The organism is Pseudomonas sp. K8 (genome assembly GCF_014889455.1).
GTDB lineage: Bacteria > Pseudomonadota > Gammaproteobacteria > Pseudomonadales > Pseudomonadaceae > Aquipseudomonas > Aquipseudomonas veronii.
On sequence record NZ_VJWO01000010.1, the window covers coordinates 15,284 to 30,911 of the forward strand.

Genomic DNA, 15,628 nt, shown 5'->3' on the forward strand with positions numbered 1-15,628 from the left:
CCTGGAGCTACAAACCTCAAGCTTGCCGCTGCGTTTAAGGCATCACCGGCGGCAAATACTTCAACGTCGTCCCCAACGCCCACAACAGAAACAACACCAACGGCGCGTGTACCAGCAACTGCACGAACGAAAACCCGATCAGATCCCGCGCCTTCAGCCCCAACACGCCCAGCAACGGCAGCATATAAAACGGGTTGATCAAATTCGGCAGCGCCTCGGCCGCGTTGTAGATCTGCACGGCCCAGCCCAGGTGGTATTGCAGGTCAGTGGCCACTTGCATCACGTAGGGCGCTTCGATGATCCACTTGCCGCCGCCCGACGGGATGAAGAAACCCAGCACCGCCGAGTACACGCCCATCAACAGGGCATAGGTGTCGTGGGAGGCGATGGAGGTGAAGAAGGTCGAGATATGGTGAGCCAGGGTCTGGCCGTCGCCGCCCTTGACCACCGTCATCAGCGCGGCAATCGAGCCGTACAGCGGGAACTGGATCAGCACGCCGGTGGTGGTTGGCACCGCGCGGGCGACCGCGTCCAGAAAGCTGCGCGGGCGCCAGTGCAGCAGCGCACCGACCATGATGAACAGGAAGTTATAGGTGTTCAGCCCGGAAATCGCGCTGATCGCCGGTTTGGTCGAGAACTCGTGGAACAACCAACCCGCCGCCAGCACCGCCAGCAGGATCGTCAGCACCGGGCTGTGTTCCAGCCATTCGCCCGGGCGTGTCGGGGCCTGCGGCGTGGGCAGGTTGAAGGCCGGGTCGACCCCGCAGGCCTTGGCGTCACGGGCGCTGTTCGGGCCGGGCGCGGTGGCGTAGGCGATGATCAGCGAGACCACGATCAGCGCCAGCAGCAGCACGCCGGATTGCCACAGGAAGATGGTGTCGGTGAACGGGATCACCCGGTGATCGACAGGATCGACGGCGGCAGACTGGCCGGGTTGGCCTGCAACTGCGCGGCGGACGACGACAGCCCGAGCGCCCATACCGCGCCGAGCCCCAGGTAGGCCGCGGCACCGGCAGCGCGGTAGTCCATGCGCAAGTCCGTGCGCCGCGCCAATGCGCGCACCAGCAAACCGCCGAACACCAGGGACAGGCCCCAGTTGAGCAACGAGGCAACCATGGAAATCAACGCCACCCAGGCCACGGCCGAGCGGCCGTTCTTCGGGATGCGCGCCAGGCGGTCGATCAGTTTCACCGCCGGTGGCGAACTGGCGACCACATAACCGCCGATCACCACGAAGGCCATCTGCATGGTGAACGGGATCAGGCTCCAGAACCCATCGCCAAACGCCTTGGCGGCTTCGGTCGGCGCGGCGCCCATGCCCAGGGTCGCCACGGCGACAATGATCACGGCGAGGGCGGCAAACACCCAGGAGTCGGGAAACCAGCGTTCGGCGAAATTGGAGCAGCGCAGGGCAAATCGGGCATAGCGGCTTTCTTCGATAGCATCGGCCACGAGTCATTCCTCTTGTAATTGTTATGGTTTTGGCAGTTTTACGGCATGTTCCGCTACGGCCATTGATATGGGAATGCAGTTATCTTCATCGATCATTGAGGAAAACAAATATATCCGCCGCGATTGCCATCATCCGGCGCAGCTCATAACCTGCACGCCATTTTGGTTGTCTGCCGAGCCTCAACATGACTGCCACCTCGCTTGCCCAGGCGCAGCGTTTTTCCCGCTCCGACTACAAAACCCTGGGCCTGGCCGCCCTCGGCGGTGCCCTGGAAATCTACGACTTCATCATTTTCGTGTTTTTCGCGCTGACCCTCAGCCAACTGTTCTTCCCGCCGGAAATGCCCGAGTGGCTGCGCCTGCTGCAAAGTTTCGGGATCTTCGTCACCGGCTACCTCGCCCGCCCGCTGGGCGGCATCCTGATGGCGCACTTCGCCGATCACCTGGGGCGCAAGCGCGTGTTCAGCCTGAGCATCCTGATGATGGCCTTGCCCTGCCTGCTGATCGGGATCATGCCGACCTACGCGCAAATCGGCTATTTCGCACCGCTGATCCTGCTGGCGCTGCGCGTGCTGCAAGGTGCGGCGGTGGGCGGTGAAGTGCCCAGCGCTTGGACCTTTGTCGCTGAGCACGCGCCGCCCCATCACCGCGGTTACGCCTTGGGCTTTTTGCAAGCCGGCCTGACCTTCGGCTACCTGCTCGGCGCACTGACCGCCACGCTGCTGGCGCAAATCTTCACCCCGGCGGAGATCCTCGACTACGCCTGGCGCTTCCCCTTCCTGCTCGGCGGCGTCTTCGGCGTGATCGGTGTGTGGCTGCGCCGCTGGCTCAACGAAACCCCGGTATTCCTCGACATGCAGGCGCGCCGCCAAGCCGCCGCCGAACTGCCGCTGCGCACCGTATTGCGCGACCATCGCCGCGTGTTGCTGCCGGCGATGATCCTCACCTGCGTGCTCACCTCCGCCGTGGTGGTGCTGGTGGTCATCACCCCGACCATGATGCAGAAAACCTTCGGCATGACGCCCAGCCACACCTTCGCCCTGAGCGCGCTGGGCATTGTGTTCCTGAACATCGGTTGCGTACTCGCCGGCCTGCTGGTGGACCGCATCGGCGCCTGGCGCGCGGTGCTGGTCTACAGCCTGTTGCTACCACTGGGGATCGCCGTGTTATACGCCAGCCTGATCGCCGGTGGCGTCTGGCTCGGCGCGGCATATGCCGTGGCAGGCTTGAGCTGCGGCGTGGTCGGCGCAGTGCCGTCGGTGATGGTCGGACTGTTCCCGGCGCCGGTGCGGGTGTCAGGCATTTCCTTCACCTACAACATTGCCTACGCGCTGTGGGCGAGCACCACGCCCTTGATGCTGATCGCACTGATGCCGACCAGCCCGTGGATTTGCGTGGGTTATTGCGTGGTGATGGGCGCGGTGGGGGTGGTGAGTGTGGTGCTGTTCAGCAAGCGCCATACGTTGGCGGCCTGAGGAAGTGCCGACCCCATCCGAATCTTCTGCTAGGGCGCTATGATTCATCCAACCACACCCCACGAGGATGTTTCATGAGCGCAGGACACAACCACGCCCAGGTACGCGCCGGCCACGAACGGCAGTTGTGGATGGCCCTCGGGCTGACCAGCAGTTTCATGATTGCCGAGGTGATCGGTGCCTTTATCACCGGCAGCCTGGCGCTGTTGTCCGATGCCGCGCACATGATGACCGATGCCCTGGCCATGGCGATTTCCCTGGTGGCGATCCAGATCGCCAAGCGCCCCGCCGACCGCAAGCGCACGTGCGGCTATGCCCGCTTTGAAATCCTGGCGGCGGCGTTCAATGCCTTGCTGCTGTTTGCGGTGGCGTTCTACATCCTTTATGAGGCCTATCAACGCCTGCAGGCACCCGCCGAAATCCAGTCGACCGGCATGCTGGTGATCGCCGTGCTGGGGCTGCTCGTCAACCTGATCTCCATGCGCCTGCTCAGCGCCGGCAGCGGCGAAAGCCTGAATGTCAAAGGCGCGTACCTGGAGGTCTGGAGCGACATGCTCGGCTCTATCGGTGTGATCATCGCGGCCGTCGTGATCATGTTGACCGGCTGGGCTTGGGTCGACTCAGTGGTGGCGGCGGCGATTGGTTTCTGGGTGTTGCCGCGCACCTGGGTTCTGCTCAAGGACAGCATGAATGTGCTGCTGCAAGGCGTGCCCGACGGCGTCGATATCGACAGCGTGGAGCAGGCCATGCGTGGCGTGCCCGGCGTGAAGGACGTACACGACCTGCATATCTGGGCGCTCACCAGTGGCAAGAACGTGCTGAGCAGCCATCTGGTGGCGGATGCGATGCCGGGCACCGAACAGCAGGTCCTCGCTCAAGTGACGCAATTGCTGCATGAACAATTCGATATTTCCCACGTCACGCTGCAGGTCGAGGGCGAGGGTTTTCATCGTGACGGGCCCGAAGACGCCCATGCTTGAGCCTTGCTAACGGATTTGTAATGTTCGCCCCACCGCCCTGATAAGTACCGAAAGTTACAGTGCCCCGGCTTGGATTTATCCGCCATTTCATGGGCCTGGAACTCTCGTTATGCCAACTCGTGCAAGAACTCTACTGTGCTCGATCATCGTGTTGCTGGCGACGGCGCAAGGGGTCGGCGCCCAAACCCTGACCCTCGACGCCGCCCTGCAAACCGCCTTCGCCAACAACCCCGACCTGGCCGCCGCGCAATGGGAGATCGACATCGCCAGCGGCGGCCGCCAGCAGGCGGGGCTGATCCCCAACCCGGTGGCCTCGTGGGATGCCGAAGACACCCGCCGCGACACCCGCACCACCACGCTCAAGTTAAGCCAGACCCTGGAACTGGGCGGCAAGCGCGGCGCGCGCATCGAGCTGGCCACGCGTGGCCAGGACGTCGCGGCGCTGACCCTCGAACAGCGCCGCAACGGCTTGCGCGCCGAGGTGATCGACAGTTATTACGGCGCCCTTCGCGCCCAGGAGCGCCTCGACCTGGCGCAACGCTCCCTGGCGTTGGCCGAGCGCGGCCTGGTGATCGCCAACGGCCGCGTCAACGCCGGTAAATCGTCGCCAGTGGAAGCCACCCGCGCCCAGGTGCAGTTGTCGGAAATCCGCCTGGAACTCAACCGCGCCCAGATGGGGGTCAGCGATGCCTATCGCCGCCTGGCTGCCAGCACCGGCAGCGCCGCGCCCGACTTCGCCGCCGTCGCCACGCCAAGCAGCGGCCCGGCGACGTTGCCGCCCGCCGCGCAACTGCTGGCGCGTCTTGAGCAGACCGCCGAGCTGCGCCTGGCCGAACTGCAAATCCTGCAGAACGAAGCCAGCGTGGGCCTGGAAAAAGCCCAGCGCATCCCCGACCTCGATGTGTCGATTGGCAGCCAGTACGACGCCAGCGTGCGCGAGCGCGTGAACCTGGTGGGCGTGTCGATGCCGATCCCGCTGTTCAACCGCAACCAGGGCAACGTGCTCGCCGCCACCCGCCGCGCCGACCAGGCCCGTGACCTGCGCAACGCCGCCGAACTGCGCCTGCGCACTGAAACCCGCCAGGCCCTGGACCTGTGGCAAACCGCGAACACCGAAGTGCGCGCATTCAACCAGCAGATCCTGCCCGCCGCGCAGAGCGCGGTGGACAGCGCCACCCGTGGCTTCGAAATGGGCAAGTTCAACTTCCTCGACGTCCTCGACGCCCAGCGCACCTTGATCGCGGCCCGCACCCAATACCTCACGGCGACCGCCCAGGCCACCGACGCCTGGGTACGCATCGAACGGATCTACGGCGACCTCGCCCGTTTCTGATTTTTTTTGGAGTCCTCTATGCAGACTAAACATGGCGTGGCGCTAGCCCTCGTCCTGAGCCTGATGCTGTCCGGCCTGGCAAACGCCGAGGAAGAAGAAGGCACACTCGAACTCACCGAGCAGCAGATCGAGGCCGCCGGTATTCAACTGGCCCAGGCCCAGCCGCGGCCGATCAGCACGGTGCTGTCGTTGCCGGGTGAAGTGCGCTTCGATGAAGACCGCACGTCGCACATCGTGCCGCGTGCGGCGGGGGTGGTGGAGGCAGTGAAGGTCAACCTCGGCCAGGCGGTCAAGCAAGGCGAGTTGCTGGCGGTGATCGCCAGCCAGCAGATTTCCGATCAGCGCAGCGAGCTGGCCGCCAGCCAGCGCCGCCTCGAACTGGCGCGCACCACCTTCCAGCGCGAGCGCCAACTGTGGCAGGACAAGATCTCCGCCGAGCAGGATTACCTGCTGGCGCGCCAGGCCTTGCAGGAAGCCGAAATCGCCCTGAACAACGCCCGCCAGAAGATGACCGCCCTCAGCGGCAGCGCCGTGCCGGCCGGCGGTAATCGCTATGAATTGCGCGCACCGTTCGCCGGCGTGGTGGTGGAGAAACACCTGGGTGTCGGCGAGGTGGTCAGCGAGACCAGCAACGCCTTCACCTTGTCGGACCTGTCGCAGGTGTGGGTCACGTTCGGCGTCTTTCCCAAGGACTTGAACAAGGTCCGCGTCGGCAAACCGGTGAAAGTCAGCTCCACCGAAATGGGCACCGAAGTACTCGGTACCGTGGCCTATGTGGGCAACTTGCTGGGCGAGCAGACGCGCACCGCCACCGTGCGCGTGACCGTGCCCAACCCCGATGACGCCTGGCGCCCGGGGTTGTTCGTCGCCGTACAGATCGCCACCGACACCTACCAGGCCAAGGTCACCGTGCCCGAGGCCGCGATCCAGACCGTCGAGGACAAGCCCTCGGTGTTCGTTCGCACGGCGGACGGGTTCGTCACCCGCCATCTGGAACTGGGCGTCAGCGAAAACGGCTACGTCGAAGTGCGCCGGGGCCTCGACGCCGGGGCACAGGTGGCCACGGTTGGCAGCTTCATCCTCAAGTCCGAACTGGGCAAAGGCTCGGCCGAACACGCCCATTGATCCAGCGAGTGATTTCCCATGTTTGAGCGCCTTATCCAATTCGCCATCGAGCAGCGCATCATCGTGCTGTTGGCGGTGCTGTTGATGGCCGGTGTCGGCGTCGCCAGCTATCAGAAACTGCCCATCGACGCGGTGCCCGACATCACCAATGTGCAGGTGCAGATCAACTCGGCGGCGCCCGGTTTTTCGCCGCTGGAAACCGAACAGCGCATCACCTTTCCCATTGAAACCGCGATGGCCGGGTTGCCGGGGTTGCAGCAGACCCGTTCGCTGTCGCGCTCCGGTTTGTCCCAGGTCACGGTGATCTTCAAGGACGGTACCGACCTGTTCTTTGCCCGCCAATTGGTCAACGAACGCCTGCAAGTCGCCCGTGAACAATTGCCCGTCGGCATCGAAACGGCGATGGGGCCGATTTCCACCGGTCTTGGGGAAATTTTCCTATGGACCGTGGAAGCCGAAGAGGGCGCGCGCAAGGACGACGGCACGCCCTACACGCCGACCGACCTGCGCGTGATCCAGGACTGGATCATCAAGCCGCAACTGCGCAACGTGCCCGGCGTGGCCGAGATCAACACCATCGGTGGCTTCGCCAAGGAATACCAGATCGCCCCCGACCCCAAGCGCCTGGCGGCCTACAACCTGACCTTGAGCGATCTGGTCACCGCGCTGGAACGCAACAACGCCAACGTCGGTGCCGGCTACATCGAGCGCAGCGGCGAGCAATTGCTGATCCGCGCACCGGGGCAAGTGGCGTCGATCGACGATATCGCCAACATCGTCATCACCACCTCGGACGGCACGCCGATCCGCGTGCGCAATGTGGCCCAGGTCGAGATCGGCCGTGAGCTGCGTACCGGCGCCGCCACCGAAAACGGCCGTGAAGTGGTGCTGGGCACGGTGTTCATGTTGATCGGCGAAAACAGCCGCACCGTGTCCCAGGCCGTGGCTGCGCGACTCGAACAGATCAACCGCTCGCTGCCCGAGGGCGTGGTCGCCGTTACCGTCTACGACCGCACCAACCTCGTCGAAAAAGCCATCGCCACCGTGAAGAAAAACCTCTTCGAAGGCGCGTTGCTGGTGGTCGCGGTGTTGTTCCTGTTCCTCGGCAACATCCGCGCGGCGCTGATCACCGCGATGGTGATCCCGCTGGCGATGCTGTTCACCTTTACCGGCATGTTCACCAACAAAGTCAGCGCCAACCTGATGAGCCTCGGCGCGCTGGACTTCGGCATCATCGTCGACGGCGCGGTGGTGATCGTCGAGAACGCGATCCGTCGCCTGGCCCATGCGCAACAGCGACACGGCCGCCTGTTGACCCGCAGCGAGCGCCTGCACGAAGTGTTCGCGGCGGCCAAGGAGGCGCGGCGCGCGCTGATCTTCGGGCAACTGATCATCATGGTGGTGTACCTGCCGATCTTCGCCCTCACCGGCGTGGCCGGGAAAATGTTCCACCCCATGGCCTTCACCGTGGTGATCGCCCTGTTCGGCGCGATGATCCTCTCGGTGACCTTTGTGCCGGCGGCGATTGCGCTGTTTGTCACCGGCAAGGTCAAGGAAGAAGAAAACCTGGTGATGCGCAGTGCGCGCCGGGTCTATGCGCCGGTGCTCGATGGGGTGATGGCGCGGCGCCCGCTGGTGTTCGGTTTGGCGCTGTTGACCATCGTCGCCTCGGGGCTGGTGGCCAGCCGCATGGGCAGCGAATTCATCCCCAGCCTCAGCGAAGGCGACTTCGCCCAGCAAGCCCTGCGCGTGCCCGGCACCAGCCTGACGCAGTCGGTGCAGATGCAACAGCAGTTGGAAAAAACCTTGATGGCCCAGGTGCCGGAAATCGAACGGGTCTTCGCCCGCACCGGCACTGCGGAGATTGCCTCCGACCCGATGCCACCGAACATTTCCGACAGCTACGTGATGCTCAAGCCCAAGGATCAGTGGCCTGATCCGCAGAAGTCCCGCGAAACGCTGATCGCCGATATCCAGCGCGCCAGTGCGATTGTGCCGGGCAGTGCGTATGAACTGTCGCAACCGATACAACTGCGCTTCAACGAGCTGATTTCCGGGGTGCGCAGCGACGTGGCGGTGAAGGTATTCGGCGACGACATGGCGGTGCTCAACGCCACCGCCGGGGAAATTGCCGAGACCTTGCAAGGCCTGAACGGCGCCTCGGAAGTGAAGGTCGAGCAGACCTCCGGCCTGCCGGTACTGACCATCAATATCGACCGCGACAAGGCCGCGCGGTTTGGCCTGAACGTCGGCGATGTGCAGGACACGATTGCCGTCGCAGTCGGTGGGCGCCAGGCCGGAACGTTGTACGAAGGTGACCGACGTTTCGACATGGTCGTGCGTTTGTCCGACGCATTGCGCACCGATATCGACGGCTTGTCGCGGCTGCTGATCCCGGTGCCGGCGCTGGCCGGTAACGCCTCCGGGCAACTGGGCTTTATCGCCTTGTCCCAGGTCGCCAGCCTCGACCTGGTGCTGGGCCCGAACCAGATCAGCCGCGAGAACGGCAAGCGCCTGGTGATTGTCAGCGCCAACGTGCGGGGGCGTGATATCGGCTCGTTTGTCCAAGAGGCCGAAGCTGCCATCGGCGCCCAGGTCAAAGTGCCGGTTGGCTACTGGACTACCTGGGGCGGGCAGTTCGAACAGTTGAAGGAGGCCTCCGACCGCCTGCGCATCGTGGTGCCGGTGGCGCTGCTGCTGGTGTTCGGGCTGTTGTTCATGATGTTCAACAACCTCAAGGACGGGCTGTTGGTGTTCACCGGGATTCCGTTCGCCTTGACCGGTGGGATCATGGCGCTGTGGCTGCGCGATATTCCGCTGTCGATCTCGGCCGGGGTGGGCTTTATCGCCTTGTCCGGCGTGGCGGTGCTCAACGGCCTGGTGATGATCGCGTTTATCCGCAACCTGCGCGAGGAAGGGCGCTCGCTGTCGATGGCCATCAACGAGGGCGCGCTGACCCGACTGCGCCCGGTGTTGATGACGGCGCTGGTGGCGTCCCTCGGGTTTATCCCCATGGCCCTGGCCACCGGCACCGGCGCCGAGGTGCAGCGGCCGCTGGCGACGGTGGTGATCGGCGGGATCATTTCCTCTACGTTGCTGACCTTGCTGGTGCTGCCGGCGTTGTATCACTGGGCGCATCGCAAGGACGAGGAAACACCAGGCTGCAGCGCGTAAAACACCCCGGCTGGCTGCTGACATCGGCGTGACCCTGATGCAGGTGCATGATCGACTGCACGATGGCCAGCCCCAGGCCGGTGCCGCCCTCGGCGCGGGTACGGCTGCTGTCGGCGCGGTAGAAGCGTTCGAACAAGTGCGGCAGGTGGTGCGCTTCGATGCCGCGCCCGGGGTTGCCGACCGACAGCGATACACGCTGGCCGTAGGTTTCCACCAGTAACAACACGGTAGACGCGGTTGGCGTGTGGCGGATGGCATTGGACAGCAAGTTGGAGATGGCCCGCTGGATCATCAGGCGATCGCCCATCACCCAGGCGTCGCCGCGCAGGGTCAGGGTCACCTGCTTGTCTTCGGCGCTCAAGGCAAACAGCTCCATCACCCGCTGCGCTTCGTCACCCAACGACACCTGGGCAAACCCGGCCCGCGCCGCCGGATGGCTGACCTGGGCCAGAAACAGCATGTCGGAGACGATGCGCGACAGGCGTTCCATTTCCTCGACGCAGGATTCCAGGCCCGCTTGGTATTCCTGCGAAGGCCGCTCGCGGGACAACGTCACCTGCGCCTTGCCCATCAGGTTGGTCAACGGCGCGCGCAGTTCGTGGGCCAGGTCATCGGAGAACTGCGACAGTTGCCGCACACCGTCGTCCAGGCGGTGCAGCATGAAGTTGATGCCCTGGGCCAACTCGCCCAGCTCCTTGGGCAGGTTGTCCAGCGCCAGGCGATGGGTCAGGTCCTGGGTGCTGACCTGCGCCGCCACACGGCTGAACTGCTGCAACGGCGCCAGCCCGCGCTGCACCAGCCACCAGGCGCCCATGCCGATCAGGATCAGCAGCAGCGGCAGGGCGATCACCGTGGAGCGCAGGTAGGCACTGAGCAACGCTTCATCGTCGGAGCGGTCCAGCGACAGCAGCACGCGCACGTTCTCGCCATTGCGCAGCGCCACCATGCGCGAGGCGCTGAGGATGCGGTTGCCGTGCCCGTCCACCCAGTTCAGGTAGGCCAGGGTCTTGCCGGCCGGTACGTCGAGCAACAACGGCTGCTGGGGTTTTGCGCCCACGCTGAGGAGCACCGGCGTATCGGCCTGGGTGCCCATGATGGTCAGGTAGATATTGTCGTGGCCCATCACCAGGTCCAGCAGCGAGTGGGGGCGGCGGCTGATGTCGCGGGGGGCGAGGCTCTGGCTCAGGCTGTGTTCCAACTGCTCCAGCTTGTTTTCCAGGCCCTTGCGCGCGAGTTTGTCCAGCTCGTGGGTCAAGGCCAGGTAAGCCAGGGTCGCCAGCAGCACGACCAGTCCGGCGCCCATCAGGCTGACCGTCAGGCCCAGGCGCATCGACAGGCTGCTGGTCCTCATTGACGCGCCTCCAGCACGTAACCGACGCCGCGAATGGTGTGGATCAGCTTGACCTCGCTCTGGTCGTCGACCTTGCCGCGCAGGCGGCTGATGGAGACTTCGACGACGTTGGTGTCGCAGTCGAAGTTCATGTCCCACACCAGCGAGATGATTTGCGTGCGGGTCATCACCTCGCCGGCCTGGCGCATTAATACGTGCAGCAGGGCGAACTCCTTGGTGGTCAGGTCGATGCGTCGTGTGCCGCGGTAGGCGCGGTGGCGGCGTGGGTCCAGCTCCAGGTCGGCGACGCGCAACACGTCCGGCAACGGAATGTGCTCGCTGCGCCGCAACAGCGTGCGCACGCGAGCCAGCAGTTCGGGGAATTCGAAGGGTTTGACCAGGTAATCATCGGCGCCCATGTCCAGGCCCTTGATCTTGTCGGTCAGCCGGCCGCGGGCGGTCAGCATCATCACCCGCTGGTTGCCGTCGCGGCGCAGGTGTTCCAGCACTTCCCAACCGTCGGTGTTGGGCAGGTTCACATCGAGGATCACCAGTTCATAGGTGTGTTGCCGGGCCAGGTGCAGGCCGTCGACGCCACTGGCGGCGCAATCGACGACATAGCCGCTTTCGGTCAGGCCCTGCTGCAAGTAGTCGGCGGTTTTCTGCTCGTCCTCAACCACAAGGATACGCATGGGGATTTACCTTCAAAGGAAACGGAGAGGGGGCATGGCCTCATAGAGGCGCTGAATTTGGCTGTAGGAAAACTCTGAGCCGTGAAGTCGCTATAGGGTCAAGCCACGTCAGGTAGCTGCGACGATTCGCCGCTGTGCGAGTGAACAAAAAAAACGCCCCAAACGGGGCGTAAAAAGTTCATCTCCGTTCCAAAGGAGCCACACAAAAGCTGCAGAGATGAATAGTGCTCGATGCGCAGTATAAAAACTGCAACTTAACGCGAAGGTGAGGCCGATATTACAGTTCTGACAGATTTGAACCTGTGAAGAGATGTACTTCATCGGCAAGTTAATGTAAGCGTTGCTTAGAGCACCGCCAGTGGATATTCGATAATGACCCTTACTTCTTCCAGGTCCGACTCAAATGCACTTGAGCGCACGCTCGCCTGGCGCAGGCGCAGGGATAAGTCCTTCAGCGTGCCGGCCTGCACCACGTACTTGGCTTCGATATCGCGTTCCCAGCGGCGCTGATCGGTGAGCGGATTACCGGCGGCATCGCGGCGCATATACACCGCGTTGGCGTTGCTGTAGTCGGCACCGCTGCCTTTGGCGTAGCGGGTCATGAACGTCAGGCCGGGAATGCCGAAGGCCTGCATGTCCAGGTCGTAGCGCACCATCCATGAGCGTTCCTTGGGCGAGTTGAAGTCGCTGTACTGGATCGAGTTGTTGAGGAAGATCGAGTCCGACTGGCGCAGGTAATCGAAGTCGTCGTCGCCATTGTTGCGCTGGTGCGACACGGCAACGCTGTGGGCGCCGACTTTCACCCCGAGCCGGGCGCTCCAGATGTTGTTGTCGAATGTGCCCAGGCGCTTTTTGCCCTCGTCCACGGCCTTGTAGTAATTGACGTCGCCGAACAGCGAGACGTCGTTGGTGAGCGGGTAACTGGCGGTGCTGCCGACGTAGTATTGGTCCCATGCGTCTTTCAGGCGGCTGCTGTACAGGCTGAAACCGAGGTGCTTGTTGAGTTGATAGTCACCGCCGAAATAGCCGATCCAGGGCGAGTCGACCGGGCCCGCATAAAACGTCGCGAAGCCTTTGTTCATGCCGCTTTCATTGGGCTGGCTCATGCCGCTCAGGCGTCCGCCCTGCAGGCTCAGGCCGGCGAGGCTGGTGTTTTGCACGGTGACGCCACGGAAACTTTCCGGCAATACACGGGAGTCGCCGTAGGCCACCACCGGCGTCAGCGGGAACACGTCGCCGGCCTTGATCACTGTGTCCAGCACGCGCAATTTCGCGGCGCCGCCGACCTTGCTGTAGCTGTCTCCGGGGCGGTTGTCGCGGTCCACCGGCAACATGCCGAACGAGCCCTTGCCGCCGCTGCGGCCGGTGCCCGAATCGAGTTTCACGCCGACCATGGCAAACGCATCCAGGCCAAAGCCCACGGTGCCCTGGGTGAAGCCGGATTCGAACTTGCCGATCAACCCCTGCGCCCAGGCTTCTGAATAGCCGTTGCCGGTCGGGCTGGATTGGCCTTTGCGATCATCGCGGTTGAAGTAAAAATTACGTGCCAGCACGTTCAGGCGGCTGCCTTCGATAAAACCGTCGGGCTGGTCTTCCACGGCCAGCGCTGCCAGGGGCAAGGCGGCGATGAGTGAGAGGGGGAGGGTGTAATAACGGATATGCATGTTTCGCTCCTCGGTATTGGCAGTGATCAGCTTCTTATGGAGGCGGGCGTTCTTATTGATTTGGCCCGGGCTGATAGTTGCAAACCGTGGATAACGGCTGTGTTGCGCGAACATTACAATTCTGGAACCTTAGTGCCACCTAACAAATACGTAATCTTCTGGTGAACATCGCGTCAGGGTTGTTTAGTTAGTCTCGACACTGAACTTTCAGTCGAGGAATGAACAATGAACTTTTATAAAACCAGCCTGGGTATATTGACGGCCATCCTGTCCTTCGGTGCATTGGCCGAAGGCGGCGGCGATCGCACGTTTGCGCTGATGATGGAGCGCAATGAACAAGCCATGACCGAGTACGCGGCCAGAGAGGGCAAAGCGGCCCCGGTGGTGCAGACCTATCGCTATGGCATGACCCTGGACATCGCCAAGGTGGTCAACGTGACACCACCGATCCGCTCATGCAGCCCCGTGCCCTCGCGCATGACCTACGAAGACACCAGCGGCAAGCTCAATACCCTGGAATATCAAGTGATGGGTATCTGCCGGAACAATGGCAGCTGACCGCTGTAAAAAGAGTGACGCCGGGCATTGAAGCGCTCTTCAGAAAACGCCGGCCACACCGATGAAGGCCGGGTGGAATGGTCGAATGCCAACTTCCTGCAGGAGCTGGCTTACTCGATGTCGCAACTGCAGGCGCGCGGCGAACACGTTGCCGGTGCGGTGCGCCTGATGAGCGACGGCCGCTAGCAAGCCGAGCAGGGCCTGGCCCTGGCGGCCGAAGCCGGCACGGTGATCGTGGAAATCCAGGACGGCGCACAAAAGGTCGTCAGCGCAGTCGGACAGTTCGCCAACCAGCTCTCGAACTGACCCGTAGGGCTTGTGCTTGAGGTATCGTAGGTTTTTTCACGATTGAAGAGCCGATCCTCCATGAGCCCCGACCACTGCCGCGCCGTTCCGCTGCCCAAGGCCTACCGCTTGCTCAACCACGGCCCGACCGTGCTGGTCAGCGCCGCGCATGACGGTCAGCGCAATATCATGGCTGCCGCCTGGGCCATGCCGTTGGATTTCGAACCGCCGAAAGTCGCCGTCGTGCTGGACAAGGCCACCTGGACCCGGCAACTGCTGGAACGCGCCGGCACCTTCGTGCTGCAGGTGCCCTGCGCGGCCCAGGCCGATCTCGTACAGACGGTGGGCACTACCAGCGGCGCGGAACTCGACAAATTCGCCGCCTATGGCCTGCGCACCTTCAACGGTGAACACACTGAGGCGCCTTTGCTCGAAGGCTGCGTCGCCTGGCTGGAATGCCGCCTGTTGCCCGAACCGCACATCCAGCAGACCTACGACCTGTTCCTCGGCGAAGTGGTCGCGGCGTATGCCGACGAGCGCGTGTTCAGCGAAGGGCACTGGCACTTTGAAGGCTTTGATCAACTGCGCACCTTGCACCATGTGGCGGGCGGGCATTTCCTCACGATCGGCCAGCCGATTGACGGGCAGCAGCTGACGCCCGCCGGTTGAGCGCGTTCAGCGCCCGAGCATCTTCACCCAGCGCGCCGGCGGCATGCCGTAGGTGCTGTGAAATTGCCGGGTCATGTGGCTCTGGTCGGTGAAGCCGGCGATCATCGCTGCGTCCACCAGCGTTTTGCCCTGGGCCAGCAGGCTGCGTACCAGATCCAGCCGGCGCATGGTCAGGTAGCGGTAAGGGCTGGTGCCGAACAACAAACGAAAATCCCGCGACAAGGCCCAGCGGTCGCGGCCGGCGTGTTCGGCCATTTCATCCAGGGTGATGCTGCGGCCCAGGGCGCTGTGGATAAATTCCCGGGCGCGTTCGGCGGCGACGTAATCGAAGGTCTTGCGGGTGGTGATCGCTCCCGAGGCGTTGTTCAAGGCTTGGGCCAGGTCGAACAGGGCGTCCTGCTCCTGCAGCCGGTCGATCGGGCAGTCCAGGCTTTGCAGCAACACTTCGCTGGCGCGAAACAGCCACGGGTCGGTGGACACCCCGCCGGGGATAAACGGCAACGGCTTGCCGCCGAGGATCTGTTGGACCAGCGCCGGCTCCACATAGATCATGCGGTACTTGAAGCCTTCCTCGCTGCCAGCGCGGCCGTCATGGGTCTCGTCGGGATGAATCACCATGGTGGTGCCGGGCAGGCCATGGGTCATGCCGCCGCGATAATGAAAACTCTGCACGCCGAACAAGGTGCGACCGATGGCATAGGTGTCATGGCGATGCAGGTCGAACGCGATGCCGGCGAAGTACGCCTCGATACGGTCCAGGCCACTGGCATGCGGCGCGCGGTGGACCCAGTCGAGGGTGGGGGTGGGTTTACCCATGGTGACTTGTCACAAGAAGAGGTGGAAACACGTTAACCGAGTCTGAGGCCCTTGTCTGCCGGGGTCTTGTACGAT

Annotated in this window: 11 protein-coding genes and 2 pseudogenes; 8 read left to right on the forward strand and 5 right to left on the reverse strand. The window is 63.4% G+C overall.

Annotated features, from left to right (window positions below):
- Positions 1–34: 34 nt before the first annotated feature.
- A pseudogene (locus INT12_RS09760) lies at positions 35–1,452 on the reverse strand (short-chain fatty acid transporter).
- Between the two features lie 185 nt (positions 1,453–1,637).
- On the opposite strand from INT12_RS09760, the gene INT12_RS09765 reads away from it, so the two are divergent.
- From INT12_RS09765 to INT12_RS09785, 5 genes are all read left to right on the forward strand, one after another.
- A complete protein-coding gene (locus INT12_RS09765) occupies positions 1,638–2,927 on the forward strand; it encodes an MFS transporter (RefSeq protein ID WP_079442765.1) in 1,290 nt (429 codons plus the stop codon).
- Positions 2,928–3,001: 74 nt separating this feature from the next.
- Complete coding sequence (locus tag INT12_RS09770) at positions 3,002–3,907, forward strand: cation diffusion facilitator family transporter (RefSeq protein WP_193058834.1); 906 nt, start codon at positions 3,002–3,004, stop codon at positions 3,905–3,907.
- Between the two features lie 109 nt (positions 3,908–4,016).
- Entirely contained in the window at positions 4,017–5,240 is a 1,224-nt protein-coding gene (locus tag INT12_RS09775) for a TolC family protein (protein WP_057005636.1), read from the forward strand.
- An 18-nt stretch (positions 5,241–5,258) separates the two neighbouring features.
- Positions 5,259–6,365, forward strand: coding sequence for an efflux RND transporter periplasmic adaptor subunit (locus INT12_RS09780; RefSeq protein WP_193040224.1), 1,107 nt, complete (start codon positions 5,259–5,261; stop codon positions 6,363–6,365).
- An 18-nt stretch (positions 6,366–6,383) separates the two neighbouring features.
- Positions 6,384–9,539: a CusA/CzcA family heavy metal efflux RND transporter gene (locus tag INT12_RS09785; RefSeq protein WP_193058835.1), complete on the forward strand. Its 3,156-nt coding sequence runs from the start codon at positions 6,384–6,386 to the stop codon at positions 9,537–9,539.
- On the opposite strand, the gene INT12_RS09790 is transcribed toward INT12_RS09785, so the two are convergent.
- The 3 genes from INT12_RS09790 to INT12_RS09800 form a co-directional block, all read right to left on the reverse strand.
- Positions 9,454–10,890 carry a heavy metal sensor histidine kinase gene (locus INT12_RS09790; RefSeq protein WP_193058836.1) on the reverse strand — a complete coding sequence of 479 codons (1,437 nt, stop codon included), beginning with the start codon at positions 10,888–10,890 and terminating at the stop codon, positions 9,454–9,456. The genes INT12_RS09785 and INT12_RS09790 overlap by 86 nt on opposite strands.
- A complete protein-coding gene (locus INT12_RS09795; RefSeq protein ID WP_017844493.1) occupies positions 10,887–11,561 on the reverse strand; it encodes a heavy metal response regulator transcription factor in 675 nt (224 codons plus the stop codon). The genes INT12_RS09790 and INT12_RS09795 overlap by 4 nt, the downstream gene beginning before the upstream one ends.
- A gap of 344 nt (positions 11,562–11,905) precedes the next feature.
- Positions 11,906–13,225 carry an OprD family porin gene (locus INT12_RS09800; protein WP_193040222.1) on the reverse strand — a complete coding sequence of 440 codons (1,320 nt, stop codon included), beginning with the start codon at positions 13,223–13,225 and terminating at the stop codon, positions 11,906–11,908.
- A gap of 225 nt (positions 13,226–13,450) precedes the next feature.
- Here INT12_RS09800 and INT12_RS09805 point away from each other — a divergent pair, with 225 nt between their 5' ends.
- From INT12_RS09805 to INT12_RS09820, 3 genes and pseudogenes are all read left to right on the forward strand, one after another.
- Entirely contained in the window at positions 13,451–13,783 is a 333-nt protein-coding gene (locus tag INT12_RS09805; protein WP_046384813.1) for a DUF2790 domain-containing protein, read from the forward strand.
- Positions 13,784–13,939: 156 nt separating this feature from the next.
- A pseudogene (locus INT12_RS09815) lies at positions 13,940–14,089 on the forward strand (chemotaxis protein); the annotation flags it as partial.
- 60 nt (positions 14,090–14,149) lie between these two features.
- The gene (locus tag INT12_RS09820) at positions 14,150–14,737 is read left to right on the forward strand and encodes a flavin reductase family protein (RefSeq protein WP_193040221.1); all 588 of its coding nucleotides are present in this window, start codon (positions 14,150–14,152) and stop codon (positions 14,735–14,737) included.
- 6 nt (positions 14,738–14,743) lie between these two features.
- Here the strand turns inward: INT12_RS09820 and INT12_RS09825 are convergent, their stop codons facing one another.
- On the reverse strand, positions 14,744–15,553 hold the full coding sequence (locus INT12_RS09825; RefSeq protein ID WP_017844488.1) for an AraC family transcriptional regulator: 810 nt from the start codon (positions 15,551–15,553) through the stop codon (positions 14,744–14,746).
- Between the last annotated feature and the right edge of the window lie 75 nt (positions 15,554–15,628).